We start from the raw sequence: 25,900 nt of genomic DNA on the forward strand, positions 1-25,900 counted from the left end.
GGCCGCTGCTGTGGACCATCGGCCTAGTCGTCCTTCAGGTGACCGCCATCGTCTGCCTGCCCTACGTGATCCACGGCGCGCTGGTGGCGCGGCGGCGCATCGCGGGCGTGCTGATGGCAGCGGGCATGCTGGCCATCCTGGCCGGCGCGCACGACCTGCTGCTGGTGCGCATGGGCCTTTTCGGCGGCGCGTATTACACGCTCACGCCGCATGCGATGTTTTTCTTCGTGGTGATCCTGGCCGGCCTCGTGGTCGAACGCTACAGCCGCACCGTGGCCGACTATGGCGCGCTCAACGCCAGCCTTTCGGCACGCGTCGCCGAGCGCGAGGAGCAACTGCGCGGCGCCTTCGAAACGGTGCGCCTGCAGCAGCAGGAACAGGCGGTGCTGGTGGAGCGGCAGCGAATCATGCGGGAGATCCACGACGGCGTCGGCTCGCAACTGGTGGGCCTCCTCAACGTGGTGACGCAGCCCGCGCCCGACCGGGCCGTGGTCGAGGAGCATGTGAAGCTCGCGCTCGACGAGATGCGCATGGCAGTCGATTCGCTTCAGCCCACGCAGGACGACCTCTCCACCGTGCTCGCGACGCTGCGCTACCGGCTGCAGCCGCGGCTGGACGCAGCCGGCATCGAACTGGTCTGGAACGTGGCGCTCATCCCCACCATCGAGCCTTTCGCGGCGCAGGCCGCGCTGCAATTGCAGCGCATCCTGCTGGAGGCCTTCACCAACGTGCTCAAGCATGCGGCCGCCACGCGCATCGTGATGCAGGTGAGCTGGCACGGGGACGAAGCGCCGCCGCTGGTGCGCATCGTGCTCACCGACAACGGGCGGGGCCTGTCCAGCACGACAGGCGGGACCGGAGGGACCAGTGAGCGCGTGGACGCGGCCGCGAGGCCGGCGGGCCACGGCATCTCGAACATGCGCTCGCGTGCGCAGGCGATCGGCGCGCGTCTGGAAATCGAACCGGCGGACGACCAGGCCGGCGGCGGCACGCGCGTGCGGCTCGAATGGCCCTGCGTCATGCCCTGAAGCGGCCCTGCCGGGCCAGGCTCACCGCAGCGCGAAAGCCAGCGCGACCGCTCCCAACGCCAGCAGCCCGAGGCCGGCGATGAACACCATCTCGCCCCAGGCCTCCAGCCGCGCGCCCGAACGGCGCGCACGCATCGAGATGAAAGACAGCAACGCGCTGGCCAGAAAGACCAGCGCGTCGATGGCAAGGAGCCGGTCGATCAGCAACCGCATGTCGTCGCGCGGCCCGAGGTGACCGATCGACATCACGGTCATGCACACGCCGATCATCGTGGCCGACGTGGGCAGGATGTGCGCGGAGAGGCCGCTGGCCGCCGCGCGCTCCTCGACCACGACGAGGGGCAGCTTGCCTGGCGGCTTCATCCGCTTCTGCCCTGCGGTCAGCCGATGCGGACCGGCACGAAGATCTTGTCTTCGCCGCGCTGGATCAACAGGGCCACCGACTTGTTGGTCGCCTTCGCCACGACTTCACGCACCTGCTCCAGGCTCTGTGCGGGCGTGCCGTTGATGGCCAGCAGGACGTCACCGGCCTGAACGCCGGCCTGTGCCGACGGGCCTGCCGCGTCTTCGATCAAGAGGCCGGTATCGACACCCGCTTCGCGCTTCTCCTGCGGCTGCAGGGGGCGCAGCGCCAGGCCCAGCTTGCCCTGGCCCGCGCCGGCGTCGGCCTTCGCGACCTGGGTCGGCTTGTCGCTCGCGTCGCCGAGCTTGGCCTGCAGCTCCTGGCGTTCGCCCTGGCGCCACACCTCGAGCGTGACCTTCTTGCCCGGCGCCTGCTGGCCGATCACCGCGGGCAGGTCGCCCGAGGAAACGATGGCCTGGCCGTCGACCTTGCGGATCACGTCGCCCGCCTTCAGGCCCGCCTTGTCGCCGGGGCCGCCCTTCTCGATGTTCGAGACCAGCGCGCCTTCGGGCTTGTCGAGCTTGAAGGAATCGGCGAAGGCCTGGTTCACTTCCTGCACCGCGACACCGAGGCGTGCGTGCGAGGCCTTGCCGGTCGCGACGATCTGGTCCTTCACCTGCACGGCGACGTCGATCGGTATCGCGAACGACACGCCCTGGTAGCCGCCGCTGCGGCTGTAGATCTGCGAGTTGATACCGACCACCTCGCCGCGCGTGTTGAGCAGCGGGCCGCCGGAGTTGCCGGGGTTCACCGCCACATCGGTCTGGATGAAGGGCACGTAGCTGTCGTCGGGCAGCGAACGGCCCTTGGCGCTCACGACGCCGGCCGTCACGGTGTTCTCGAAGCCGAAGGGCGAGCCGATGGCCAGCACCCATTCGCCGACCTTCAGGTCCTTGGTGTTGCCCAGCGCGAGCACCGGCAGGTTCTTCGCGTCGATCTTCAGCACGGCGATGTCGGTCTTGGCATCGGCGCCCAGCACCTTGGCGCGGTATTCGCGGCGGTCGGTCAGCTTGACGGTGACTTCCTTCGCGTCCTTCACGACGTGGGCGTTGGTGATGATGATGCCGCTCGGGTCGACGATGAAGCCCGAGCCCTGCGCGCGCACCGGCACATCGCGCTGCTGTTGCTGCTGGCCGCGCGGGTTGATCTGGCCCTGGAAGCGGCGGAAGAACTGGAACATCGGATCGTCGGGATCGATGCCCTGGATCTCGGCCGCGGCTTCGTCGTCCGATGCCTTCATGGTGCCGGTCACGCTGATGTTGACCACGGCGGGGCCGTCGCGCGAAGTGATGGTGGAGAAGTCGGGCAGCGTGACCATCGCGGGGGCTGCGGCGATGGGGGTGGCGTTGGTCGGGGCGCTCACGGCGCTGGTGTAGGCGCCGGCACCGACGGCGCCGATCATACCGGCGCTTGCCAGGGCGATCACCAGGGCGCGGGGGGAAGTCAGGCGGGTGTTCATGGAGCGGTTCCTTTCAATTGCGTATGGACGCAAAACACGATGAAAGGAATGTCGTTGCACTGACTTAAGCGCGCCTTAAACGGTCTCGGGATTTACTCCCTCTCCCTCCGGGAGAGGTTGGGGTGAGGGCATCGGCCTCCACCCAACCGCCGCGCCTCATCGGCGGCACATCGCCCTCACCCCAGCCCTCTCCCAGAGGGAGAGGGAGCGAAGACGACCCGCACGCGCAACCCGCCGAGGCTGGCCGACTTTTCCAGCGTCACCGTCGCGTTGTGCAGTTCCGCAATCGACTTGACGATGGACAGCCCCAGCCCGCTGCCCGGCGCCTGCGGTTCACCCGAGCGGTAGAAGCGATCGAGCACGCGCTCGCGTTCCGCTTCGGGCAGCCCCGGGCCGTTGTCGTCCACGCTGAGTTCGACCGCATCGCCCTGCTTCGCGATGCCGATGTCGACGCGCCCTTCTTCGGGCGTGTACTTCACCGCGTTGTCGAGCAGGTTGCGCAGCATCATGCGCAGCGCCTCGGGCTGGCCTTCGACGACCACCGCCGCATCGGCATGCGCGACGCCGATGTCGATGCGCCGCGCCTGCGCGCCCGCCACCGCATCCGAAATCGCGAGGCGCGCGACCTCGCCCAGGTCGACCGGCTCCGGCTTCGCGCCGGCCGCCATGCTGGCCTCGTGCCGGGCCAGCGCGAGCATCTGCTCGACCAGCCGCGTCGAGCGGTCGATGCCCGCGACCAGCCGGCTCACCGCGATCTCGCGTGCCGCATCGTCGGGCGCGCGCTGCAGGCCCTGCACCTGCAGCTTCAATGCCGCGAGCGGCGAGCGCAGTTCGTGCGCGGCGTCGGCGACGAAGTGCTTTTGCGCATCGAAGGCGTGGCGCACGCGGCCGAAGAGCAGGTTGAGTTCCTGCACCAGCGGGCGCACCTCCTCGGGCAAGCCCTCCTCGCTCACCGGCGACAGATCGTCGGCCTGCCGCGACGCCACCTGCGTTCTCACGCGGGCCACCGGCGCGAGCGACCGGCTCACGACCCACCACACGACCAACATGAGCAGCGGCGCCATCAGCGCGACCGGCGCGATGGTGCGCAGCGCCAGCGTGCCGGCCATGCTGCGCCGCGCCGCCATGTCCTGCGCCACCTGGATCACGAGGCCGCGCGTCTGCATCGAGAACACGCGGTAGGTGGTGCCGCGCGCATGCACGTCGGCAAAGCCCAGCACCGCGAGTTGCGGCAGCGCCGCCTGGTCGGCGGATTCGAAGACGCGCACGCCGTCGGCGGTCCACACCTGCACCACGAACTCGAAGTTCTGCTCGCCGCCGCCGATGCCGCCGACGGCCGCGCTGGGCGGCAGGCCCGAGCGCAGCGACATCGCCATCTGCTGCATGTGGTAGTCGAAGATGTCGTCGGCCTCGTGCAGCACTGTGCGGTACGCGACGAGGGCCTGCGCCCCCGCGGCCAGCACGATGGCCGCGAGCAGGAACCACAGGAGGCGCGCGCGCAGCGATCCGGTCACCCAGCGCCGGCCGTTCATCGAACACCCCCCATGCGCCGATGCCCGCTCGCAAGTCGGCTATTGCTCCCTCTCCCCTTGGGGAGAGGGCTGGGGTGAGGGCCCACGGCGACGGCGGAGGCAGTGCGCGTGCGAAGGCCCACGCCCTCACCCCAACCCTCTCCCCGAGGGGAGAGGGGGTAAGACTTCGCGCTCATACCTTCGGCACCATGTAACCGACGCCGCGCACGTTGCGAATGAATTCGGCACCCAGCTTTTTTCGCAGGCCGTGCACGTAGACCTCGACCGCGTTGCTGCTGATCTCGTCCTTCCAGCTGTAGAGCTTTTCTTCGAGTTGGGCGCGCGAGAGCACCATGCCCGGACGCGCCAGCAGCGGCTCGAGCACCGCCCATTCGCGCGCCGACAGCACCACCGGCTGCCCCGCCACCGTGACCTCGCGCGTGGCGGGGTTGATGCTCACGCCCATGTGCTCGTACACCGGCTCGGCACGCCCGGCCGCGCGGCGCAGCAAGGCGCGGATGCGGGCCAGCAGTTCGTCAAGGTCGTAGGGCTTGAGCACGTAGTCGTCGGCGCCGGCGTCGAGCCCTTCGATGCGCTGCTGCACCGAGTCGCGCGCGGTGGCGATCAGCACCGGCATGCGCTGCTTGCGAGCGCGCAGGCTGCGCAGCACCTCCAGGCCGTCGCGGCGCGGCACGCCCAGGTCGAGCAGCACTAGGTCGTACTGCTGGGTGCGCAGGGCCGACTCGGCGGCCTCGCCGTCTTTCACCCAGTCCACCGCGTATTGCTCGGCGCGCAGCAGGTCGAGCACGGCCTCGCCGATCATCACGTCGTCTTCTAGAAGCAAGAGTCGCATGGTTGTTTTCCGTTCTACGGTCTGCAGGATTCGAGGCGGAGGCTGCGGCGAAGTTCAGTTCAGAGCAACGAGCGGACTTCGCGCGCCGCTTCGAACAGCAGCGGCAGCATCTCGCGCTGCAGCGCTTCTTCCTGGTAGCGCGTGCCCGACAGCACCACATTGAGCGCGGCCACCGTGTGGCCCTGCATGTCGCGCAGCGGCACCGCGAGCGCCTGCACGCCGAGCTCGTGCTCTTCGCTCGCAAAACAATAGTCGTCCTTGCGCGTGCGGGCAATGAGCGTGCGCAGGCCCCGTGCCTGCGTGACGGTCTGCGGCGTCAGCCGCGCGAGGTGCCGGCCCTTGAGCCATTGCGTGAGCTGGGTGGAAGCCATGGCCGCGAGCAGCACGCGGCCGGTGGAGGTCGCATGCGCCGGCAGCCGCGCGCCCAGGTGCAGGCCGTAGGCCAGCACGCGCGTCGGCGTGCCGTAGCTGCCGCTGCGCGCGACGATGACCACCTCCTCGCCATCGAGCACCACCGCGGAAAACGATTCGCCGGTCTGCGCCGCGAGGCGGTTGAGCGTGGGCTGCAGCGCACGCGGCAGGCGCGACGAGGCGAGGTAGCTCCCCGAGAAGCGCAGCACCTTGGGCGCCATCCAGAAATAACTGCCGTCGGTCTCCAGGTAACCCAGGTGGGCGAGCGTGAGCAGGTGGCGCCGGGCGGCGGCGCGCGTGAGGCCGGCGCGTTCCGCGGCCAGCGTGGCATTGAGGCGCTGGCGCTCGGTATCGAAGCTTTCGAGCACCGCCATTCCCTTGGCAATGCCCTCGATGAAATCGGCCTTGGCGATGGTCATTCGGGTCTCAACTTGAAGTGTTGCGCGATCATCGCGCACGCGTTCGCATGATCGCACAGTGCCTCGGAATGCCGTGAACCAAGCGGCCGGCCTCGCCCTACGCTCGACGAAACACCTCTCGGAGACACGAACATGCGCACCCAGGTCGCGATCATCGGCGCGGGCCCCGCCGGCCTGCTGCTCGGTCAACTGCTTTTCAAGGCAGGCATCGACAACGTCATCGTCGAACGCCAGAGCGGTGACTACGTGCTCGGCCGCATCCGCGCGGGCGTGCTCGAACAGGTGACGATGGATCTGCTGGCACGCGCCGGCGTCGATGCACGCGCCCGCGCCGAAGGGCTGCCGCACGAGGGCATCGAGCTGCTGTTCAAGGGTGCGCGGCACCGCATCGACATGCACGGCCTCACCGGCGGCAAGCAGGTCACGGTGTACGGCCAGACCGAAGTGACGCGCGACCTCATGGAAGCGCGCACCGCCGAAGGCCTCACCACGATCTACAGCGCAGCGAACGTGAGCCTGCACGACTTCGATTCGGGCAAGCCGCGCGTGCGCTACGAGAAGGACGGCCAGACGCACGAGATCGAATGCGACTTCATCGCTGGCTGCGACGGCTACCACGGCGTGAGCCGCGCGAGCGTGCCGGCCGATGCGATCCAGACCTACGAGAAGGTCTACCCCTTCGGCTGGCTCGGCGTGCTGGCCGATGTGCCGCCGGTGTCGCACGAACTCATCTACGCGAACACCGAGCGCGGCTTCGCGCTGTGCAGCATGCGCAGCGCCACGCGCTCGCGCTACTACGTGCAGGTGCCGACCGAGGAGCGCGTGGAGAACTGGAGCGACGAAGCCTTCTGGAACGAGCTGCGCGCACGCCTCGACCCTGAGGCCCGCGAGCGGCTGGTGACCGCGCCGTCGCTGGAGAAAAGCATCGCGCCGCTGCGCAGCTTCGTCGCCGAGCCGATGCGCTTCGGCTCGCTCTTTCTCGCAGGCGATGCGGCGCACATCGTGCCGCCGACCGGTGCCAAGGGGCTGAACCTCGCGACGGCCGACGTGGGTTATCTCTCGCGTGCGTTCGAGATCTTCTATGGCGAGAAGTCGGCTTCGGCCCTCGATCGCTATTCGGACCTGTGCCTGCGCCGCGTGTGGAAGGCCGAGCGCTTCTCGTGGGTGGTTCACCTCGCTGATGCACCGCTTTCCCGAGACAGGCGCCTTCGGCCAGAAGATCCAGGAAGCCGAGCTCGACTACCTCGTGCATTCGCACGCGGCCTCCACCGCGCTGGCGGAAAACTACGTGGGGTTGCCGCTCGAGGATTTCTGAGCGGCCTTCTTCGGCGTTTCGATCAACAGCTCGACTCCAGCGTCTTCTTCATCGCCTCGCCGCCCTTCTCCATCATCGGCTCGACGTAGGCGGCGAACTCGTCGGGAAGCACATCGGTGATCCACACGAAGCGCGAGCGGCCTTCGCCATCGGCGAACACCTGCGCGGATGCATGGTGGTGGCTCGCCTTGCCATCGGTGATGGTGTAGGCGAGCCGGCGATTCGCCTCGTCGATGCCCACCAGCAGTTCGCGCGCGACGAGGCCGTTGGCAAAGCTCACGATGCGCGCGCCTTGCCCGTCCAGCTTGCAGTCCGTGAGGAAGCCGGGCGCGAGACGTGTGTGCACCGCGCCGAAGTCGCGCAGCGCCTCCCACACCTGCGCCGCATCGGCCTCGACGGTGAATTCCTTGTAGATCGTGGCCATGGTGCTTTTTTCCTTTTCGCGCTTCAGGGGCAGACCGCCTCGACGTTGTTGCCGTCGGGATCGATGAGGAAGGCCGCGTAGTAGGTCGGGCTGTAGTCGGCGCGCGGACCGGCGCCGCCGTTGTCGGTGCCGCCGGCCTTCAGGCCCGCCTTGTGGAAGGCCGCGACGGCCTTGTGATCGGGTGCGCGGAACGCGAGGTGCGTGCCCGGCCCCTTCGTGCCCTTGGCCGCATAGAGCCAGAGCGCAGGCGCGTCGGCCGGGCCGATGCCCGCATAGCTGTCGTCGTGGGGGCCCAGCACATGGCCGAGCGGTGCGAGTGCGGCTTCGTAGAAGCGCCGGCTCGCGGCGAGGTCTTTGACTTTCAGTCCGATGTGGTCGTACATGGCGATGACTTCCTGCTTGATGAATGAACCAGGCGGTCATCATTGAGCAGGGACGCCATGCGGTCTTGGAGAATCTTGCGGTCGCCCTTGGCGGCCTGCCGGAAACCCCGAGGCGACACGCCGGCCGCGCGATGGAAGGTGCGCGTGAAGTTGCTCAGGTCGGCAAAACCCACGTCGAAGGCCACATCGGTCACGGGCCGGTCGTCGTCCGCCAGCAGGCGCGCTGCATGGCGCAAGCGGGAGCGAACCAGGTACTGGTGCGGCGTGACGCCGAGCACCTGCGAGAACAGGCGCAGGAAGTGAAAGGAGCTCAGGCCCGCTTCGGAGGCCGCGCCTTCGAGGCCGATGTCGTCGTGCGAGTTGGCGTCGATCCAGATCGCTGCATCGACCGCACGGCGCCTGTCGCGCGGCGCGGCAGATTGCGGTAGTGGCTTGCCACGGCCGCCCACTACTTCGACGAAACGGCTCGCGAACCACATGCCGAGTTCATCGAGGCCGATGTCGCTCTCGCCCTCGGCTGCGACCTGCGCGAGTTCGCCGAGCACCATGAGTTCGGGCAATGGCGGCAGTCCCGCCGTGCGCCAGGTCTGCTTGTCGCCGCCGACGAGATCGACGAAGCCGGGCGAGAGATGGAACGCCAGGCACTCGTCGCCGCAGATGTGGTGGTCATGGGTGCAGACGTACTCATCACCCGGGCAGCCCACCAGCACCGAGCCAGCCACCAGTTCGTAGGCATTGCCGCGTGTGCGGTAGCCGAAGCTGCCCTTGCGCACGTACGAGACCGAATAGTCCTCGTGCATCTCGGTGAACGACGGGGCGCCGGGCCCCGCGTCGCAGCGATAGCTGGAGACGCGGATCGGGTCGGTCTGCAGTTCGGTGGTGATGAGCATGCGAGATGTGCCCTTCGAACACCTGTTGGCGGATGTTCAGTCCACTGTGTGCATCGCCGCCCATACCCGCGAGGGGGACAGCGGCATATGCAGGCGCGGCGCAGTCGCAGCAAGGCCGTTGCGCGCGAAGGCATCGGCCACCGCGTTCACGATGGCCGGGGTGGCGCCGATGGTGCCCAGCTCGCCCACGCCCTTCACGCCCAGCGGGTTGTTGGTGCAGGGCGTCGATTCGTCCATCTCCATGTGGAACATGGTGTCGACGATGTCGGCGCGCGGCGCGGCATAGTCCATCAGGCTGCCGGTCACGGGCTGGCCGGTTTCCTGGTCGTACACCACCTGCTCGTACAGCGCCTGCCCGATGCCCTGCACCGCGCCGCCTTCGAGCTGGCCGCGCACGATCATCGGATTGATCACGCGGCCCACGTCGTTGACCGAGCTGTAGGCCACCACGCTGATTTCGCCGGTCGGCGGATCGAGTTCGATCTCGCAGATGTGGCAGCCGTTGGGCCAGGTCGGGCCGGCCACGGTGCTGGTGGAGTCCACGAAGATCTCGCGCTCGGGCTGCTTGCCCGCGAGTGTGAAGAGGTCGAGCTCCAGGTCGGTGCCGGCCACCGAGAAGCTGCCGCGGCTGTAGATGATGTCGTCGATGGCGGCTTCGAACTCCTGCGCCGCGAGTTCGCGCGCCTTGTCGATGGTGCGCTCCGCGCCAATGCGCACGGCCGATCCGCCGGTGAAGAGCGAACGCGACCCGGCGCTGCCGAAGCCGTCGCCGCGGTCGGTGTCGCCGAGCACGACGCGCACCTTCTCGATGGGCACGCCGAAGGCATCGACCGCGAGCTGCGCGAGCGAGGTGGCAATGCCCTGCCCCATGGCGTTGACGGCCGAGAACACCTCGATCACGCCATCGGCCTGCACAGAGACCGTGACGCGTTCCTCGAACACGTTGCCACCGGTCCATTCGAGAAAAGTGGCGATGCCCAGGCCCCGGTGCTTGCCGTTCTTCGCGGACTCGGCGGCGCGCGCTTCGAAGCCCTGCCAGTCGGCGAGCGTGAGCGCCTGGTCCATCACCGACTCGAAGTTGCCGGTGTCGTAGACCTGCGCCATCGGATTCTTGTAGGGCATCTGGTCGGGCTGGATGAAGTTCATCCGGCGCAGGATGATGCGGTCGATGCCGGTCTGGCGCGCGGCCTCGTCCATCAGTCGCTCGATGGTGAAGATGGCCTCGGGCCGGCCCGCGCCCCGGTAGGCGCCGGTAGGCGCGGTGTTCGTGAGCACCGCCTTGAAATGGAAGTCGATGGTCTGGATGTCGTAGACGCTGGTCTGCACCCAGGGGCCGATGAGCAGCTGGATCGCGACGCCCGTGCCGGTGGCGTAGGCGCCCACGTTGGCCAGCGTCTTGATGCGCAGCGCGAGGATCTTTCCCTCGGCATCGAGTGCGAGCTCGGCGCGCGCCTCGATGTCGCGGCCGTGCGCGCTGGAGAGAAATTCTTCGCTGCGATCGGCCACCCACTTCACCGGGCGCTTCACTTGCAGCGCGGCGAACGCGACCGCGATGTCTTCGGGATAGGCGCCGGTCTTCATGCCGAAACCGCCGCCCACATCGCCCACCACCACGCGCACTTTTTCTTTGGCAAGGCCAATGGCGGCGCACACGGAATCGCGCACGCCCGAAGGCATCTGCGTGCTCATGCGGATCGTGAGGCGATCGGTCTTGGCGTCGTGCACGGCGAGCACCGAGCGCGGCTCGATGGTGAGCGCGACCACGCGCTGGTTGATGACGTCGAGCGCGACCACGTGGCTGGCCTTGGCGAAGGCGGCGGTCGCGGCCTCGCTGTTGCCGTGCCGCATCTCGGCGGCGATGTTGCCGGTGGCCTCTTCGCACAGCTGCGGCGCACCGTCGGCGGTGGCGCTGGCGAGGTCGACCACCATCGGCAGGTCTTCGTAGTCGACCATCACGGCCTCGGCGGCATCGCGCGCCTGCTGGATGGTGTCGGCAATCACGGCGGCCACCGCCTCGCCCACGAAGCGCGTGCGCTCGTTCGCCATGGCATAGCGCGGCGGGCTGGCGCTGTCGCTGCCGTCGGCGCGCTTGAACCCGGCGGCACCCGGCATCGGCTTGACCCCCGCGGCTGCCAGCTCGGCCCCGGTGATGACGCGCAACACGCCGGGCATCGCGGCGGCCGTGCTCGTGTCGATGGAAACGATCCGCGCGTGCGGATAGGGAGAGCGAAGGAAAACGAGATGCGCCTGGTCGGGGAGCGTGACGTCGTCCGTGTAGCGTCCGGCGCCTGCCAGCAGGCTTTCGTCCTCGAGGCGGCGCACCGCCTGGCCGCTGCCAAAGCGGGTGGGGTTGAGTTCAGTGGTCAACGTGGTCCTCTTGTGCTGATTCCCGGTGGGCAACGCTGGCCCGCTGGATCCGCTTTTTGGGGGCAAATGGGAAGCAGCACTATATGGGCTTCGGGGGTTCTTGTCCGCTGCGACGGCAGGCCTGTGGCGCACGGACCGCAATCGTTTGCGACTCCCGGTGGCCAGGCCGTCATTTTCCCTCATCCCACAGGGGATGCCGGCGAAGCCGTGTATACCTACGGCCATGCGACAACTGCCCTGGCTCGAACCCGGCGACACCCTTCCCGACCCGGCATCGGCATGGGGGGTGGCCGACCCTGTTCCGGGCCTTCTGGCGGCAGGCGGCGCACTCGATGTCGATACGCTCGTGCAGGCCTACAGCCATTGCGTCTTCCCCTGGTTCAGCGACGACCAGCCGATCCTGTGGTGGAGCCCCGACCCGCGCATGGTGCTGCAGGTGGCCGATTTCAAGCTGCACCGGTCGCTTCGCAAGACCCTGCTCCGATTCGCGGAAACGCCCGGCTGCGAGGTGCGCATCGACCATGACTTCGCAGCGGTCATCAAGGCCTGTTCGCTCTCGCCGCGCGTCGGCCAGTCGGGGACGTGGATCGTGCCGGACATGGTGGAGGCCTATACGCAATTGCACGCGGCCGGCCATGCGCACAGCGTCGAAACCTGGATCGACGGCGAGCTCGCGGGCGGCCTTTACTGCGTGGCGCTCGGCCGCGCGGTATTCGGCGAGTCGATGTTCACCCGCCGGCCGGACGCCTCGAAGATCGCGCTGGCCGCCCTGGTGAGCCTCTGCCGGCGCTCTGGCGTGCAGATGATCGACTGCCAGCAGAACACCGCCCACCTCGCGAGCCTGGGCGCTCGCGAGATGCCCCGCAAGCGCTTCGTCGCCCACGTGGCCAAGGCCCGGGAACAGGAGGGGCCACGGTGGCAATTCGAGCCCGTATACTGGACCGAACTCCTTTCCGCGCGACCTCTTTCACCGACGTGACGCACCTCAAGGACCTCCCGCTTCACACGCTGCAGTTCTACGCGACGGCGCCCTATCCCTGCAGCTATCTGCCGGACCGGCAGGCCCGCTCGCAGGTGGCCACGCCCAGCCACCTGATCCACAACGACGCTTATTCCGACCTCGTGCTCAGTGGGTTCCGGCGCAGCGGCATGTTCACCTACCGGCCCTACTGCGACGGCTGCCGCGCCTGCATTCCGCTGCGCGTGCTGGCCAACAGCTTCCAGCCCACACGCAGCCAGCGGCGCGCCGCCAAGCAGCATTCGGACCTGCAGGCCCGCGTGCTCAAGCTGTGCTTCGTGCCCGAGCACTACCAGCTCTACCTGCGCTACCAGAACGGCCGCCATGCGGGCGGCGGCATGGACCACGACAGCATCGACCAGTACACCCAGTTTCTGCTGCAGAGCCGGGTCAATTCGCGGCTGGTCGAGTTTCGCGAGACGCTGGCCGACGGCAGCGCCGGTGCGCTCAAGATGGTGTCGATCCTCGATGTGCTGAACGATGGCATCTCGGCGGTCTATACGTTCTACGAGCCGGATACGAGCGCTGGTTATGGGACCTACAGCGTGCTGTGGCAGATCGAACAGGCGCGCAAGCTGGGCCTGCCGCACGTCTACCTCGGCTACTGGATCGAACGCAGCCCCAAGATGCACTACAAGGCGCGCTTTTCCCCGCATGAGGTGTTGGTGGATGGACACTGGCAGCCGTCCGGCGATTTCACAAGATAAAATGGCGTTCGGTCATCACCGCACAGCGCCATGAGAAAAAACCAATCCGACGTTCCTGCCGTTCCCGTGATCCAGGTGATCGAGCGCATGTTTTCGCTCATCGACGTCCTGGCATCCCGCGAGGAGGCCATCTCCCTGAAGGAAATCAGCGAGAAGACCGGGCTCCACCCTTCGACCACGCACCGCATCCTGAACGACCTGGCCGTCGGCCGTTTCGTCGACCGGCCCGAGGCGGGCAGCTACCGGCTGGGCATGCGCCTGCTGGAACTGGGCAACCTGGTGAAGGGCCGGCTCAACGTGCGCGACGCCGCGCTGGGCCCGATGCGCGAACTGCACAAGCTCACGCAGCAGCCGGTGAATCTCAGCATGCGCCAGGGCGACGAGATCGTCTACATCGAGCGCTCCTACAGCGAGCGCTCGGGCATGCAGGTGGTGCGTGCGATCGGTGGGCGCGCGGCGTTGCACCTCACCTCGACAGGCAAGCTCTTCCTGGCAGCCGACGATCCGGCCCGGGTGCGCAGCTACGCCACCCGCACCGGACTGGCCGGCCACACCCGCAACAGCATCACGCAATTGCCTGCACTGGAGCGCGAACTGTCGAAGGCGCGCCAATACGGCATTGCCCGTGACAACGAAGAACTGGAGCTGGGCGTGCGCTGCATGGCCGCCGGCATCTACGACGATCAGGGCAAGCTGGTGGCGGGCCTCTCGATCTCCGCGCCTGCCGACCGGCTGGACGAAGGCTGGCTGCCCAAGCTGCAGGCAACGGCCAATGAAATCTCGGGCGCCCTGGGATTCAAGGATGGCGTGGCTGCGGCAACGCCTGCCCCGACAACCAGCACGCCTTCAGCGAGCGTCTGAGCCCCTTAGTGGAGCTCCAAAAGACAAAGCGGGCCTTGGCCCGCTTTCTTTTTTGCGACCGCTATCGCGGCGCTGCTGCGATTCAGCCTGCGACTTGGTAGCTCACGCTGCGCGAAGCGGCGGGCGAACCCGGCACGGCATGCGTCGCCTCGACCCAGCGACGAACGCGCTCGGCATCGGCGATACGGCTGAACTTGCCGGCCGAATCCAGGAACACCATGATCAGCTTGCGGCCGGCCACCTTGGCCTGCATCACGAGGCATTGACCCGCTTCGTTGATGAAACCGGTCTTCTGCACGCCGATTTCCCAGTCGGGGCTCTTCACGAGGCGATTGGTGGTGTTGAACTGCAGCACCCGGTTGCCGACCTCGACCTGGTATTCAGGCGACGTGGAAAGCGAGCGAACCGTGGCATCGGCGTAAGCGGCGTTGACCAGCAGCGCGAGGTCTTGCGCGCTCGACTGGTTGCGGCTCGACAGGCCCGTGGGCTCCACGTAGCGCGTGTCCTTCATGCCGAGCATCTTGGCCTTGGCATTCATGATGCTCACGAAGGTGGAGAGGCCACCCGGATAGGTGCGGCCCAGCGCGTGCGCAGCGCGGTTTTCGCTCGACATCAGCGCCAGGTGCAGCAGCTCGCCGCGCGACAGCATCGTGCCGACGGTCAGGCGCGAGCGGCTGCCCTTTTCGGTATCGACGTCGTCCTGGGTGATGGTGATCAGCTCGTCATTCGGCAGATGGGCTTCGCTGATGAGCAAGCCGGTCATCAGCTTGGTGAGCGATGCGATCGGCAGCACGGCGTGGTCGTTCTTGCTGAACAGCACTTCGTGCGTGTCCTGGTCGATCACGAGGGCGACGCTCGATTTCAGGTCGAGTGCGTCGTCGGTGCCGTGCAGGCCGGCCATCTGGCCAAAGGACTGGCGCGCCGGCGTTTCGACGCGCACCACCGAGCGGCGCTGGACGGCCACCACGGTCTTGCCGTTCTTCTTGCGGATGGTGGCCACCACATTGCGACCGCCGCGAACGACCTTTTCAGCCTTTTCGCTTCGCTTGGCGACCGTCTTGCCGGAGGACGCATTGCGCTTGACTTCGACCGGCACCGGCCCCTTCGCCTTCTTGGCGACGGAGGTCTTGGCGGCTGTGGTCTTTTCTTTCTTTGCGGCCTGGGCGCCGGGCAGCAAAAACGCCGTGGCGCAGAGCGCGACGGCGATGAATTTGAATGCGGGCAAGAACCGCTGGCTTGAAACTCGGCGGAGACGGGCTTCGGGCATTAATAAATCTCCAGCGGCGACAAACGAGGACCGCAGTGTATCGAATTCAAAAAAGACACGCAATATCAGTTACTTGCATCCTCTTCTTCATTCGAATACCAAGGAACGCCTGAAAACCTAACCTTGCGCTGCAACTCTCTCAGCTTGGCTCTGTAACTTATTGAGAGCACTCAAATAAGCCTTTGCCGAAGCAACCACGATGTCTGGGTCTGCACCCACACCGTTGACCACCCGCCCTGCGTTTTGTAACCGAACTGTAACTTCACCTTGGCTCTCTGTCGAGCCGCTGATCGCATTCACTGAGTAAAGAACCATCTCGGCGCCGCTCTTGACATGCGATTCAATGGCTTTCAGGGAAGCATCAACCGGGCCATTGCCGTCGGATTCTCCGGTCACTTCCTTGCCCTGGACGGTAAAGACGACTTTCGCCTGGGGGCGCTCGCCGGTTTCGCTGTGCTGGGCGAGAGAGACAAAAGCAAACTGTTCGTCAACGTTCGACAACTCTTCCGCGCTGACGAGCGCAAGGATGTCTTCGTCAAAAATCTCGGACTTGCGATCAGCCAACTCTTTGAACCGCAGGAAGGCGGCGTTGATGTCGGCCTCGCCGGCCATCGTCACGCCCAATTCCTGCAGCCGCTGCTTGAACGCGTTGCGGCCGCTGAGCTTGCCCAGCACGATCTTGTTGGCAGCCCAGCCCACGTCCTCGGCACGCATGATCTCGTAGGTGTCGCGCGCCTTGAGCACGCCGTCCTGGTGGATGCCCGAGGCGTGCGCGAAGGCGTTGGCGCCCACGACAGCCTTGTTGGGCTGCACAACGAAGCCAGTCGTCTGGCTCACCATGCGGCTCGCGGCCACGATGTGCTGGGTGTCGATGTTGAGGTCGAGCCCGAAGTAGTCGCGGCGAGTCTTCACCGCCATCACCACTTCTTCGAGCGAGCAGTTGCCCGCACGCTCGCCCAGGCCGTTGATGGTGCACTCCACCTGGCGCGCGCCGCCGATTTTCACGCCGGCCAGCGAATTGGCCACCGCCATGCCGAGGTCGTTATGGCAATGCACCGACCAGATCGCCTTGTCGCTGTTGGGAACGCGCTCCCGCAGCATCTTGATGAAGTTGCCGTAGAGCTCGGGGATGGCGTAGCCGACGGTGTCGGGCACATTGATGGTGGTGGCGCCTTCGTTGATCACGGTTTCGAGCACGCGGCACAGGAAGTCCGGGTCGCTGCGGTAGCCGTCTTCGGGGCTGAACTCCACGTCGCTCACGAGGTTGCGCGCGAAACGCACGGCGAGCTTCGCCTGCTCGTGCACCTCGTCGGGCGACATGCGCAGCTTCTTTTCCATGTGCAGCGGCGAAGTTGCGATGAAGGTGTGGATGCGACCGCGGGCGGCGCCCTTGAGGGCTTCTGCCGCACGCGAGATGTCGCGGTCGTTGGCGCGCGACAACCCGCACACCGTCGAATCCTTGATCGCATTGGCAATCGCCTTGACCGCTTCGAAGTCGCCGTTCGAACTGGCCGGGAAACCGGCCTCGATGACATCGACCTTCAGCCGCTCGAGCTGCTTGGCGATGCGCATCTTCTCGTCGCGCGTCATGGAAGCGCCGGGCGATTGCTCGCCGTCGCGCAAGGTGGTGTCGAAAATTATGAGTTGGTCAGCCATCGTGAATCTCCTTGGTTTTTATCAGCCGCCGATCAGGCCGACGCCGGGCCGCTCCCAAGGCGGCCTGCGGCCCCCTCGGGGGGCAGCGACGACACGCAGTGCGGGAGCGTGAGGGTCATGCCATCAGGCGACTTCAACCACCGATTGTGCGCTGTGCGCGCCCCGGCTCCGCGCACGTTGCACGCCCGAGACGATGGCCTTCAGCGATGCGGTGATCACGTTGGCGTCGATGCCCACGCCGAACAGCGTCTGGCTTTCGTCCACGCGCAGTTCGAGGTACGCCACCGACTTCGCATCGGCGCCGGCGCCGATCGCGTGCTGGTGGTAGTCCATCACGCGCACGGTGTGGCCGGTGGCCTTGCTCAGCGCTTGGGTGAAGGCGTCGATCGGGCCGTTGCCGCGGCCTTCGATGGCACGGGTTTCACCGTCCCATGGCAGGTCGCCGCGCAGGATGACGGAGGCGTTGGCGCCCTCGCCTTCTTCCTCGATCACGCGGTGCTGGAGCGATTGCGCGGTCTCGATGCCGTACTCGCTCACGAAGAGCTGCCAGAGGTCGGCGGCCGTGAGCTCCTTGCCGGCGACGTCCATCACGCGCTGCACGCTCTGCATGAATTCCATCTGCAGGCGGCGCGGCATCTCGAGGCCGTACTCGCTTTCGAGCAGATAGGCCATGCCGCCCTTGCCGGACTGGCTGTTCACGCGGATCACCGCCTCGTAGCTGCGGCCCACGTCCTTCGGATCGATGGGAAGGTAGGGCATGTCCCAGATGTCGCCTTCCTTGCGCGCGGCGAAGGCCTTCTTGATCGCGTCCTGGTGCGAGCCCGAGAACGAGGTGTAGACGAGATCGCCGACATAGGGGTGGCGCGGGTGCACTGGAATCTGGTTGCAGTGCTCGACCGTCGCGCGGATCTCGTCGATGTTCGAGAAGTCCAGCTCGGGCGAAACGCCCTGCGTGTAGAGGTTGAGCGCAACGTTCACGAGGTCGAGATTGCCGGTGCGCTCGCCGTTGCCGAAGAGGCAGCCTTCGATGCGCTCGGCGCCCGCCATCAAGGCCAGCTCACCGGCGGCGGTGCCGGTGCCGCGATCGTTGTGCGGGTGCACGCACAGCACGATGGCATCGCGGCGGGCGAGGTTGCGGTGCATCCACTCGATCATGTCCGCGAAGATATTCGGCGTGGAATGCTCGACCGTCGTAGGCAGGTTGACGATGCACTTGCGCTCGGGCGTCGGTGCCCAGACTTCGGTGACCGCATCGACCACGCGCTTGGAGAAGACCACGTCGGTACCCGAGAACATTTCGGGCGAGTACTGGAAGGTCCACTTCGTGTTCGGTTGCTTCGCGGCGAAGTCGTTGAACATGCGTGCGTGGCTGCTGGCGAGTTCGACGATCTGGTCTTCGTCCATGCCGAGCACCACGCGGCGCATTACCGGGGCCACGGCGTTGTAGAGATGCACGATGGCGCGCGGGACGCCTTGCAGCGACTCAAAGGTGCGGGCGATGAGGTGGTCGCGCGCCTGCGTCAGCACCTGGATCGTCACGTCGTCGGGAATGCGGTCTTCCTCGATGAGCTTGCGCACGAAGTCGAATTCGACCTGCGATGCGGACGGAAAGCCGACTTCGATTTCCTTGAACCCGATCGCCACGAGGGTCTCGAACATGCGCATCTTGCGCGCGATGTCCATGGGCTCGACCAAGGCCTGATTGCCATCGCGCAGGTCGGTCGACAGCCAGATCGGGGCCTTGGTCAGCACGGCATCGGGCCAGGTGCGGTCCTTGAGGCCGATCGGGGCGAATGCGCGGTATTTGGCTTGAGGTTGCTTGAGCATGTCGATTTCTCTGTGATGGTTGGTAATCAACCAGCAACCCCAAAAACAAACGGCCCGTTGCTGGTGCGAACGGGCCGTGGTGAGGGATTTGCGCGTGCGCTACCGTCTCCGCCCGTGAGGGAGGGCTAGTAGGGCCAGCAGCGAAATCTTGGTCATGAGGGTTGCGAATGTAGCACAAGCGACCTTCAGTTATGCAAGCCCCGCTCGTCGGGTTCTTCGGTCGAGGTGCTGATCACGCTGACCGGCTGGCCCTTGGCTTTGCGCCATGCGTAGACCACATAGCCGCTCAAACCGTAGGCAACAAAGAGGCCGAACAGCACCGTCGGCGGATGGATGTTGATGACCGCGATGCCGAGCGCAATGAGCACGATCACGACGAAGGGCACGCTCTTCTTCATCTGCACGTCCTTGAAGCTGTAGAACGGCGCGTTCGTCACCATCGAGAGACCCGCATAGAGCGTGAACGCAAAGGTGACCCAGGTGATCTGCGTCCACGAGAGATACAGCACCTCGCCGCCGCGCTTGCCCCATTCGTTCACGAGCCAGATGAAGCCTGCCACGAGCGCCGCGGCCGCGGGCGACGGCAAACCCTGGAACCAGCGCTTGTCGACCACGCCGGTGTTCACGTTGAAGCGCGCAAGCCGCAAGGCCGCGCAAGCGCAGTACACGAAGGCCGCGATCCAGCCCCAGCGACCCAGGCCCTTGAGCGACCATTCGTAGGCGATGAGCGCCGGCGCCGCGCCGAAAGACACCATGTCGGACAGCGAATCCATCTGCTCGCCGAACGCGCTTTGCGTGTTGGTCATGCGCGCGACGCGCCCGTCCAGGCTGTCGAGGATCATCGCGGCGAACACGCCGAGCGCAGCGAGGTCGAAGCGCGCGTTCATGGCCATCACGACCGAGTAGAAGCCGCCGAACAACGCCGCCAGCGTGAACAGGTTCGGCAGGATGTAGATGCCCTTGCGACGCTTGCGCGGCTGCACATCGTCGGGGAGCGTGTCGTCATGCATTGAAATTGCCTCCGTCCCTCATGGGCACTGCGCGAGCAGCTATCCATTCGATAGCGTTTTGATCTGTGAGTCGCATGGTTCGCAGTGTAGTTCAGGGGCACCGCGCCCCCGACAAACAAAAGGGCCACCGCGACGGGTGGCCCTCGGGAAAAGAGTGCCGAAGCACCCTTTCTGGCTCGCAGATCAGTTGCGGGTCTGGTCGACCAGCTTGTTCTTCTTGATCCAGGGCATCATCGCGCGCAGCTTTTCGCCGACGACTTCGATCTGATGCTCCGAATTCAGGCGACGGCGGCTGATCAGCGCCGGCTGGCCGGCAGCGGCTTCGAGCACGAAGCTCTTGGCGTATTCACCGGTCTGGATGTCGCGCAGCACTTGCTTCATGACCTTCTTGGTCTCGTCGGTCACGATGCGCGGGCCCGTGACGTACTCGCCGTATTCGGCGTTGTTCGAGATCGAGTAGTTCATGTTGGCGATGCCGCCTTCATAGATCAGGTCGACGATCAGCTTGAGCTCGTGCAGGCATTCGAAGTACGCCATTTCGGGCGCGTAGCCGGCTTCCACCAGCGTTTCGAAACCAGCCTTGATGAGCTCGACCGTGCCGCCGCACAGAACCGCTTGTTCGCCGAACAGGTCGGTCTCGGTTTCTTCGCGGAAGTTGGTCTCGATGATGCCGGCCTTGCCGCCGCCGTTGGCGGTGGCGTAGCTCAGCGCGAGGTCACGCGCCTTGCCGGTCTTGTCCTGGTGCACGGCCACGAGGTGGGGCACGCCGCCGCCTTGCGTGTAGGTGCTGCGCACGGTGTGGCCCGGGGCCTTGGGGGCGACCATCCACACGTCCAGGTCGGCGCGCGGCTGCACGAAACCGTAGTGCACGTTGAAGCCGTGAGCGAAGACGAGCGAGGCGCCTTCCTTGATGTGCGGGGCCACGTCGTTCTTGTAGACGTTGGCGATCTGCTCATCGGGCAGCAGGATCATCACGACGTCGGCGGACTTCACCGCGTCGGCCACTTCGGCGACCTGCAGGCCGGCCTTGCCGACCTTGTCCCACGAAGCACCACCCTTGCGCAGGCCGACCACGACCTTGACGCCGCTGTCGTTCAGGTTCTGCGCGTGCGCATGACCTTGCGACCCGTAACCGATGATTGCGACCGTCTTGCCCTTGATGAGGCTGAGGTCGGCGTCCTTGTCGTAGTAAACCTTCATGATGCGTCTTTCCTAATTAATCTCGAGCACCCCCTCAAGCGGGGGTGCGTTCACTCACAGTTGGCCGGAGGGATTCCGGTCCTTCATTTGCTGATTGATGGACACGAGGTTGTCGTGAATGCGGAACAGCAGGATCAGCAATTCGCTATAGACGCGAACCATGATCGCGCCGAAAACCAAAATGGCGAGGCCGGTAAGAACCCCTCGCAGGCCGCCGCTGAAAAGCGTTGCGACCCCGGTAATCAAGACCACCAGCAGTCCGAGAAAATAGACTATCCGGATGATGATGGGGGTCACCATTTTGTCGAAGCCCAACAACTGTTGCATTACCTTCTCCTCATGTCGTGTTTGATAAACGATGGAACTGAGGGGATCTTCACCCCCTACACGCGCAGGATGCGCTCGCCGCGCCCGATGCCGCTGGCACCGGTGCGGACAGTCTCGAGGATAGCGCTACGGTCGATCGCTTCCAAAAAAGCGTCGTTTTTGCCGTGATCGCCCGTGAGTTCGATGGTGTAGCTCTTGTCGGTGACGTCGATGATGCGGCCGCGGAAAATCTCGGCCATGCGCATCATTTCTTCCCGCTCCTTGCCCACCGCACGCACCTTCACCATCATGAGCTCGCGCTCGGTGTAGGCGCCTTCGGTCAGGTCGACGACCTTCACGACCTCGATCAGGCGGTTCAGGTGCTTGGTGATCTGCTCGATCACGTCGTCCGAACCCGTCGTGACGATGGTCATGCGCGAGAGGCTGGCGTCCTCGGTCGGCGCGACGGTCAGCGATTCGATGTTGTAGCCACGGGCCGAGAACAGGCCCACCACGCGGGAAAGAGCACCCGGCTCGTTTTCCAGCAGCACTGCAATGATGTGTTTCATGTTTGCGTGACTCCTCTTTTCGCCGCCCTCCCCCACGCACGGTAATGCGCAGGCTTGGCGGGCAATAGATTCGTCAGTAAAGAGTTAAAAGCGAATGCGCCGGAGATCAGAGATCTTCGGAACCCAACAGCATCTCGGTGATGCCCATGCCGGCCTTCACCATCGGGAACACGTTCTCGGTGGGATCGGTGCGGAAGTCCATGAACACCGTGCGGTCCTTGAGCTTGCGCGCTTCACGCAGCGCGGGCTCCACGTCTTGTGGACGCTCGATCAGCATGCCGACGTGGCCATAGGCCTCGGCAAGCTTCACGAAGTTCGGCAGTGCATCCATGTAGCTGTGGCTGTAGCGGCCGGAGTATTCGATCTCCTGCCACTGGCGCACCATGCCCAGGTAGCGGTTGTTGAGCGAGCAGATCTTGATCGGCGTGTTGTATTGCAGGCAGGTGGAGAGTTCCTGGATGCACATCTGCACCGAGCCTTCGCCGGTGATGGTGAACACTTCTGAATCGGGCTTTGCGAGCTTGATGCCCATGGCATAGGGAATGCCCACGCCCATGGTGCCCAGGCCGCCCGAGTTGATCCAGCGCCGCGGCTCGTCGAAGCGGTAGTACTGCGCGGCCCACATCTGGTGCTGGCCCACGTCGGACGTGATGTACGCGTCGGCGTCCTTGGTCATGTTCCACAGCGTCTCGACCACGTACTGCGGCTTGATCACGTCCTTGTTGCCACGGTCGTACTTGAGGCAGTCGCGCGAGCGCCAGGCCTCGATGGTCTTCCACCAGTCGGCCAGCGCACCGGCGTCGGGCTTGGTGGTGCTCTCGCGGATCATCGAGATCAGCTCGGTGAGCACGTCCTTCACGTCGCCGACGATCGGGATGTCGACCTTCACGCGCTTGGAGATGCTCGACGGGTCGATATCGACGTGGATGATCTTGCGTTCGTTGGTCGCGAAGTGCTTGGGATTGCCGATCACGCGGTCGTCGAAGCGCGCGCCCACGGCCAGCAGCACGTCGCAGTTCTGCATCGCATTGTTGGCTTCGATGGTGCCGTGCATGCCCAGCATGCCAAGGAACTTGCGGTCGCTCGCCGGGTAAGCACCCAGGCCCATCAGCGTGTTGGTGACCGGATAGCCGAGCATGTCGACCAGGGTGCGCAACTCATTGCAGGCGTTGCCCAGGAGCACGCCGCCACCGGTATAGATGTACGGGCGCTTGGCGGCCAGCAAGAGCTGCAGCGCCTTGCGGATCTGGCCGCCGTGGCCCTTGCGCACCGGGTTATACGAGCGCATCTCGACCTTGTCGGGATAACCGGCGTAGGGCGTCTTCTTGAAGGAAACGTCCTTGGGCACGTCCACCACCACGGGGCCGGGACGGCCGCTGCGTGCGATGTGGAAGGCCTTCTTCATCGTCATGGCCAGATCCTTGGGATCCTTGACGAGGAAGTTGTGCTTGACGATGGGGCGAGTGATGCCGACCGTGTCGCATTCCTGGAAAGCGTCCAGGCCGATGGCAGCGGTGGGTACCTGGCCCGAGATGATCACCATCGGGATCGAATCCATGTATGCCGTGGCGATGCCGGTGACCGCGTTTGTCAGGCCAGGGCCCGAGGTGACCAGTGCCACACCGACTTCGCCGGTGGCGCGCGCATAGCCGTCGGCTGCGTGCACGGCGGCCTGCTCGTGGCGCACCAGCACGTGCTGGATGGTGTCTTGCTTGTAGAACGCGTCGTAGATGTACAGAACCGCGCCGCCTGGGTAGCCCCAGATGTACTGGACGCCTTCGGCCTGCAGTGCCTTGACCAGCACTTCAGCGCCCATGAGTTCTTGCGTTGGGTTGCCGGCGCCTGAAGACGCGGCTGCTGCGGAGATGATCTCCGCCTTCGAGATTTCCATGATCAACCTTTGTGTTTTTTCGGGAACGAAAAACCTTGGGTGCCCCTTGCCAACCCTTGTGGGGTCGCGCCAGGACTTGAGGCCATAGCCATGAGCGGACTGATGTTCCGCCGGACCTTGACCCGTTTGCCTTTTGACTTGCAGCGCGGATTATGACATTACCCGGCGGTTCAGATTCGCTTCAGGTGGCTTGTAAAGGCATCGGGGCATAATCCGCGGCGGAAAACATAAGCGTTCGCTAGACATCCCCTCCCACGCGGCGCGCCTTTGCGCGCCCCCTCTCGCTTGGCCACTGAACAAGAACTCTCCGACTTCCTGAAAAGCGTCGAACGACGCGCTTTCAAGCGCTCGGTCTACCACGTGCGGGACGAAGAAGCCGCGCTCGACATCGTGCAGGACAGCATGATGAAGCTGGCGCAGCACTACGGAGACAAGCCGGCCAACGAACTGCCGATGCTGTTCCAGCGCATCCTGTCGAACTGCACGCTCGACTGGTTCCGCCGCCAGAAAACCCGCCGCGCGCTGTTCTCGAACCTGAGCGATTTCGACTCGGTCGACGACGACGGAGATTTCGATCTTCTGGAGAACTTCGTCTCGCCAACCGACTCCAGAGAGACGGAAAGCGCCGAAGACACCACCCGCCGCGCCCAGGTCTTCCACGAGATCGAGGAACAGATCGCCGCATTGCCGGGCCGTCAACGCGAGGCTTTCCTGATGCGTTACTGGGAGGAAATGGACGTCGCAGAGACGGCCGCCGCGATGGGCTGCTCCGAGGGCAGCGTCAAAACCCATTGTTCGCGAGCCGTCCACGCTCTGAGCAAGGCGCTCAAGGCCAAGGGAATATCGCTATGAACACTAAGGTTCCAACTTCTTTTAACGCCGCCGAAGATCAGTTCGGTCGGCGCTTGGCTGCCCGGCTCTCCGACGGCAACCAGGAGCTCTCGCACGACATCGGCGAGCGGTTGCGCGTTGCGCGTGCGCAGGCCGTGGCCGCGCGCAAGCAAGCACCGCAGTTGCGGACCGCGCCAGAAGTGGTGCAGTCCGGCCACGCGCTCACGCTCGGCGGTGGCTGGTGGACCCGCATCGGATCGGTGTTGCCGTTGATCGCCCTTGTGGCCGGCCTCATCACCATCAGCGTGATGCAGGACGACGACCGCGTCAGCGAGCTGGCCGAAGTTGACTCCGCCCTCCTCACCGGCGACCTGCCCCCGGCCGCCTACACCGACCCGGGCTTCGCCCAATTCCTGAAGGCCGACGGCGCCTCCGACTGAACCTTCCTGACCGAATGCGACGCCGTTCCAATTCCAGCGCGAACACCTCCCGTCCCTTGCGCCCGCTCACGGCGGGCGCATTCGTTTGGGCGGGCGCGCTCGCCGTCGCAGCCTTCAGCCTGACGCTTGCCTCCGCCCAGCCGCCCTCCGAGGTCAACAAGGCAGGGCAGACGGGTGCTGCAAACTCCGCGGCAGCCGGCGCCACCAAGACAGTTCCTGCAACCAAGCCGCTCTGGAGCGAGCTCACCGCCGAACAGCAGCTGGCCCTCAAGCCCTTGGTCTCGCACTGGACCGCGATGAACACGGGGCAAAAGCGCAAGTGGCTGGCACTGTCACGAAACTTCGCGACCATGTCGACGGATGATCAAGTCACCCTGCACAGCCGCATGATCGAGTGGGCCGCGCTGAGCAATCAGCAGCGGGCCCAGGCGCGCCTGAACTTCGCCGAAGTCAAGCGCCTGCCGGCCGACGAGCGCAAGGCCAAGTGGGAGCAATACCAGGCCTTGAGCGAGGAAGAAAAGCGCAAGCTCGCCGAGCGCGCACCGGCCAAGCCGCGCGGTGCGGCCATTCCCGTGCGTCCCGTCTCGTCGCAAAAGCTCGTACCGGTGCCCGCCGTCACGCCGCCCGGCCAGCACACGCCAAGGATCGTTTTGGCTCCGCCGCCAACGCCACCGTCGACGCCTGCGGCCATCCTGGTGACGACTCCGTTGGAGCGGATGCCTGCTGCCACGAGCACTGCGCCCACCGCGGCGCCTGCTCCCGCCAACGTCACATCGCCGCCGGTCCCCGCCGAGGCTCAGGTCCCGGCGCCGACGCCCGCGGCGGCCGAACAGCTTCCCTCCGCTCCCTGATAC

The 25,900-nt window shown here is 65.7% G+C and carries 24 protein-coding genes and 1 pseudogene; 8 read left to right on the forward strand and 17 right to left on the reverse strand.

The features are described from left to right. Positions 1–530: 530 nt before the first annotated feature. Positions 531–1,028: a sensor histidine kinase gene (locus QF040_RS09455; RefSeq protein ID WP_429614637.1), complete on the forward strand. Its 498-nt coding sequence runs from the start codon at positions 531–533 to the stop codon at positions 1,026–1,028. Between the two features lie 21 nt (positions 1,029–1,049). Here QF040_RS09455 and QF040_RS09460 read toward each other — a convergent pair whose 3' ends face one another. From QF040_RS09460 to QF040_RS09480, 5 genes are all read right to left on the reverse strand, one after another. Then, a complete protein-coding gene (locus tag QF040_RS09460; protein ID WP_429610828.1) occupies positions 1,050–1,391 on the reverse strand; it encodes a hypothetical protein in 342 nt (113 codons plus the stop codon). 17 nt (positions 1,392–1,408) lie between these two features. Continuing rightward, positions 1,409–2,890, reverse strand: a complete 1,482-nt coding sequence (locus tag QF040_RS09465) for a DegQ family serine endoprotease (RefSeq protein ID WP_429610829.1) — start codon at positions 2,888–2,890, stop codon at positions 1,409–1,411. Positions 2,891–3,066: 176 nt separating this feature from the next. Beyond that, a complete protein-coding gene (locus tag QF040_RS09470; protein ID WP_429610830.1) occupies positions 3,067–4,422 on the reverse strand; it encodes an ATP-binding protein in 1,356 nt (451 codons plus the stop codon). A gap of 172 nt (positions 4,423–4,594) precedes the next feature. Beyond that, positions 4,595–5,254, reverse strand: coding sequence for a response regulator (locus QF040_RS09475; protein WP_176657107.1), 660 nt, complete (start codon positions 5,252–5,254; stop codon positions 4,595–4,597). A 59-nt stretch (positions 5,255–5,313) separates the two neighbouring features. After that, on the reverse strand, positions 5,314–6,084 hold the full coding sequence (locus QF040_RS09480) for an IclR family transcriptional regulator domain-containing protein (protein ID WP_306878207.1): 771 nt from the start codon (positions 6,082–6,084) through the stop codon (positions 5,314–5,316). A gap of 132 nt (positions 6,085–6,216) precedes the next feature. Between QF040_RS09480 and pobA the strand changes: the two are divergent. Next, a pseudogene (gene pobA / locus QF040_RS09485) lies at positions 6,217–7,399 on the forward strand (4-hydroxybenzoate 3-monooxygenase). Positions 7,400–7,421: 22 nt separating this feature from the next. Here pobA and QF040_RS09490 read toward each other — a convergent pair. Genes QF040_RS09490 through QF040_RS09505 form a run of 4 tightly spaced genes read right to left on the reverse strand, consistent with a single transcriptional unit; the run spans position 7,422 to position 11,463 of the window. Beyond that, positions 7,422–7,823: an SRPBCC family protein gene (locus QF040_RS09490; RefSeq protein WP_429610831.1), complete on the reverse strand. Its 402-nt coding sequence runs from the start codon at positions 7,821–7,823 to the stop codon at positions 7,422–7,424. A 23-nt stretch (positions 7,824–7,846) separates the two neighbouring features. Further along, entirely contained in the window at positions 7,847–8,206 is a 360-nt protein-coding gene (locus QF040_RS09495; protein WP_429610832.1) for a VOC family protein, read from the reverse strand. Next, positions 8,185–9,096, reverse strand: a complete 912-nt coding sequence (locus QF040_RS09500; RefSeq protein ID WP_429610833.1) for a helix-turn-helix domain-containing protein — start codon at positions 9,094–9,096, stop codon at positions 8,185–8,187. Before QF040_RS09500 ends, QF040_RS09495 begins: the two co-directional genes overlap by 22 nt. A gap of 36 nt (positions 9,097–9,132) precedes the next feature. Then, complete coding sequence (locus QF040_RS09505; protein WP_429610834.1) at positions 9,133–11,463, reverse strand: xanthine dehydrogenase family protein molybdopterin-binding subunit; 2,331 nt, start codon at positions 11,461–11,463, stop codon at positions 9,133–9,135. A gap of 223 nt (positions 11,464–11,686) precedes the next feature. On the opposite strand from QF040_RS09505, the gene aat reads away from it, so the two are divergent. From aat to QF040_RS09520, 3 genes are read left to right on the forward strand one after another with little or no spacing between them, the layout of a single operon-like run. After that, positions 11,687–12,442 (forward strand): leucyl/phenylalanyl-tRNA--protein transferase, encoded by a 756-nt coding sequence (gene aat / locus QF040_RS09510; protein WP_429610835.1) that lies wholly within the window; start codon positions 11,687–11,689, stop codon positions 12,440–12,442. Then, complete coding sequence (locus QF040_RS09515; RefSeq protein ID WP_429610836.1) at positions 12,439–13,188, forward strand: arginyltransferase; 750 nt, start codon at positions 12,439–12,441, stop codon at positions 13,186–13,188. Before aat ends, QF040_RS09515 begins: the two co-directional genes overlap by 4 nt. 30 nt (positions 13,189–13,218) lie before the next feature. Beyond that, a complete protein-coding gene (locus QF040_RS09520; RefSeq protein WP_306878220.1) occupies positions 13,219–14,049 on the forward strand; it encodes an IclR family transcriptional regulator in 831 nt (276 codons plus the stop codon). 82 nt (positions 14,050–14,131) lie between these two features. On the opposite strand, the gene QF040_RS09525 is transcribed toward QF040_RS09520, so the two are convergent. From QF040_RS09525 to QF040_RS09560, 8 genes are all read right to left on the reverse strand, one after another. Next, positions 14,132–15,316, reverse strand: coding sequence for a serine hydrolase (locus tag QF040_RS09525; RefSeq protein ID WP_429610837.1), 1,185 nt, complete (start codon positions 15,314–15,316; stop codon positions 14,132–14,134). 117 nt (positions 15,317–15,433) lie between these two features. Next, positions 15,434–16,972: a 2-isopropylmalate synthase gene (locus tag QF040_RS09530; RefSeq protein WP_013540988.1), complete on the reverse strand. Its 1,539-nt coding sequence runs from the start codon at positions 16,970–16,972 to the stop codon at positions 15,434–15,436. Positions 16,973–17,095: 123 nt separating this feature from the next. Continuing rightward, on the reverse strand, positions 17,096–18,799 hold the full coding sequence (gene leuA / locus QF040_RS09535) for a 2-isopropylmalate synthase (RefSeq protein WP_429610838.1): 1,704 nt from the start codon (positions 18,797–18,799) through the stop codon (positions 17,096–17,098). A 185-nt stretch (positions 18,800–18,984) separates the two neighbouring features. Then, a complete protein-coding gene (pssA, locus tag QF040_RS09540; protein WP_013540986.1) occupies positions 18,985–19,809 on the reverse strand; it encodes a CDP-diacylglycerol--serine O-phosphatidyltransferase in 825 nt (274 codons plus the stop codon). A 183-nt stretch (positions 19,810–19,992) separates the two neighbouring features. Further along, entirely contained in the window at positions 19,993–21,009 is a 1,017-nt protein-coding gene (gene ilvC, locus QF040_RS09545; RefSeq protein ID WP_429610839.1) for a ketol-acid reductoisomerase, read from the reverse strand. Between the two features lie 54 nt (positions 21,010–21,063). After that, positions 21,064–21,336 (reverse strand): DUF4282 domain-containing protein, encoded by a 273-nt coding sequence (locus QF040_RS09550; protein WP_013540984.1) that lies wholly within the window; start codon positions 21,334–21,336, stop codon positions 21,064–21,066. 56 nt (positions 21,337–21,392) lie between these two features. Then, positions 21,393–21,884, reverse strand: coding sequence for an acetolactate synthase small subunit (ilvN, locus tag QF040_RS09555; RefSeq protein WP_013540983.1), 492 nt, complete (start codon positions 21,882–21,884; stop codon positions 21,393–21,395). A 106-nt stretch (positions 21,885–21,990) separates the two neighbouring features. After that, positions 21,991–23,775: an acetolactate synthase 3 catalytic subunit gene (locus QF040_RS09560; RefSeq protein ID WP_013540982.1), complete on the reverse strand. Its 1,785-nt coding sequence runs from the start codon at positions 23,773–23,775 to the stop codon at positions 21,991–21,993. A 285-nt stretch (positions 23,776–24,060) separates the two neighbouring features. Between QF040_RS09560 and QF040_RS09565 the strand changes: the two genes are divergently transcribed. Genes QF040_RS09565 through QF040_RS09575 form a run of 3 tightly spaced genes read left to right on the forward strand, consistent with a single transcriptional unit; the run spans position 24,061 to position 25,897 of the window. Continuing rightward, positions 24,061–24,627 (forward strand): RNA polymerase sigma factor, encoded by a 567-nt coding sequence (locus tag QF040_RS09565; RefSeq protein WP_013540981.1) that lies wholly within the window; start codon positions 24,061–24,063, stop codon positions 24,625–24,627. After that, the gene (locus QF040_RS09570; protein ID WP_429610840.1) at positions 24,624–25,046 is read left to right on the forward strand and encodes a DUF3619 family protein; all 423 of its coding nucleotides are present in this window, start codon (positions 24,624–24,626) and stop codon (positions 25,044–25,046) included. Before QF040_RS09565 ends, QF040_RS09570 begins: the two co-directional genes overlap by 4 nt. A 14-nt stretch (positions 25,047–25,060) precedes the next feature. Then, positions 25,061–25,897, forward strand: a complete 837-nt coding sequence (locus QF040_RS09575; RefSeq protein ID WP_429610841.1) for a DUF3106 domain-containing protein — start codon at positions 25,061–25,063, stop codon at positions 25,895–25,897. Positions 25,898–25,900 lie beyond the last annotated feature (3 nt).

This window comes from Variovorax sp. W2I14, assembly GCF_050435205.1.
Lineage (GTDB): Bacteria > Pseudomonadota > Gammaproteobacteria > Burkholderiales > Burkholderiaceae_C > Variovorax > Variovorax paradoxus_C.

Coding starts and splice junctions, on each gene's coding strand:
- QF040_RS09455 (WP_429614637.1), top strand. CDS start 531: ATGGCAGTCGATTCGCTTCAGCCCACGCAGGACGACCTCTCCACCGTG.
- QF040_RS09460 (WP_429610828.1), bottom strand. CDS start 1,391: ATGAAGCCGCCAGGCAAGCTGCCCCTCGTCGTGGTCGAGGAGCGCGCG.
- QF040_RS09465 (WP_429610829.1), bottom strand. CDS start 2,890: ATGAACACCCGCCTGACTTCCCCCCGCGCCCTGGTGATCGCCCTGGCA.
- QF040_RS09470 (WP_429610830.1), bottom strand. CDS start 4,422: ATGAACGGCCGGCGCTGGGTGACCGGATCGCTGCGCGCGCGCCTCCTG.
- QF040_RS09475 (WP_176657107.1), bottom strand. CDS start 5,254: ATGCGACTCTTGCTTCTAGAAGACGACGTGATGATCGGCGAGGCCGTG.
- QF040_RS09480 (WP_306878207.1), bottom strand. CDS start 6,084: ATGACCATCGCCAAGGCCGATTTCATCGAGGGCATTGCCAAGGGAATG.
- QF040_RS09490 (WP_429610831.1), bottom strand. CDS start 7,823: ATGGCCACGATCTACAAGGAATTCACCGTCGAGGCCGATGCGGCGCAG.
- QF040_RS09495 (WP_429610832.1), bottom strand. CDS start 8,206: ATGTACGACCACATCGGACTGAAAGTCAAAGACCTCGCCGCGAGCCGG.
- QF040_RS09500 (WP_429610833.1), bottom strand. CDS start 9,096: ATGCTCATCACCACCGAACTGCAGACCGACCCGATCCGCGTCTCCAGC.
- aat (WP_429610835.1), top strand. CDS start 11,687: ATGCGACAACTGCCCTGGCTCGAACCCGGCGACACCCTTCCCGACCCG.
- QF040_RS09520 (WP_306878220.1), top strand. CDS start 13,219: ATGAGAAAAAACCAATCCGACGTTCCTGCCGTTCCCGTGATCCAGGTG.
- QF040_RS09525 (WP_429610837.1), bottom strand. CDS start 15,316: ATGCCCGAAGCCCGTCTCCGCCGAGTTTCAAGCCAGCGGTTCTTGCCC.
- QF040_RS09530 (WP_013540988.1), bottom strand. CDS start 16,972: ATGGCTGACCAACTCATAATTTTCGACACCACCTTGCGCGACGGCGAG.
- leuA (WP_429610838.1), bottom strand. CDS start 18,799: ATGCTCAAGCAACCTCAAGCCAAATACCGCGCATTCGCCCCGATCGGC.
- pssA (WP_013540986.1), bottom strand. CDS start 19,809: ATGCATGACGACACGCTCCCCGACGATGTGCAGCCGCGCAAGCGTCGC.
- ilvC (WP_429610839.1), bottom strand. CDS start 21,009: ATGAAGGTTTACTACGACAAGGACGCCGACCTCAGCCTCATCAAGGGC.
- QF040_RS09550 (WP_013540984.1), bottom strand. CDS start 21,336: ATGCAACAGTTGTTGGGCTTCGACAAAATGGTGACCCCCATCATCATC.
- ilvN (WP_013540983.1), bottom strand. CDS start 21,884: ATGAAACACATCATTGCAGTGCTGCTGGAAAACGAGCCGGGTGCTCTT.
- QF040_RS09560 (WP_013540982.1), bottom strand. CDS start 23,775: ATGGAAATCTCGAAGGCGGAGATCATCTCCGCAGCAGCCGCGTCTTCA.
- QF040_RS09570 (WP_429610840.1), top strand. CDS start 24,624: ATGAACACTAAGGTTCCAACTTCTTTTAACGCCGCCGAAGATCAGTTC.
- QF040_RS09575 (WP_429610841.1), top strand. CDS start 25,061: ATGCGACGCCGTTCCAATTCCAGCGCGAACACCTCCCGTCCCTTGCGC.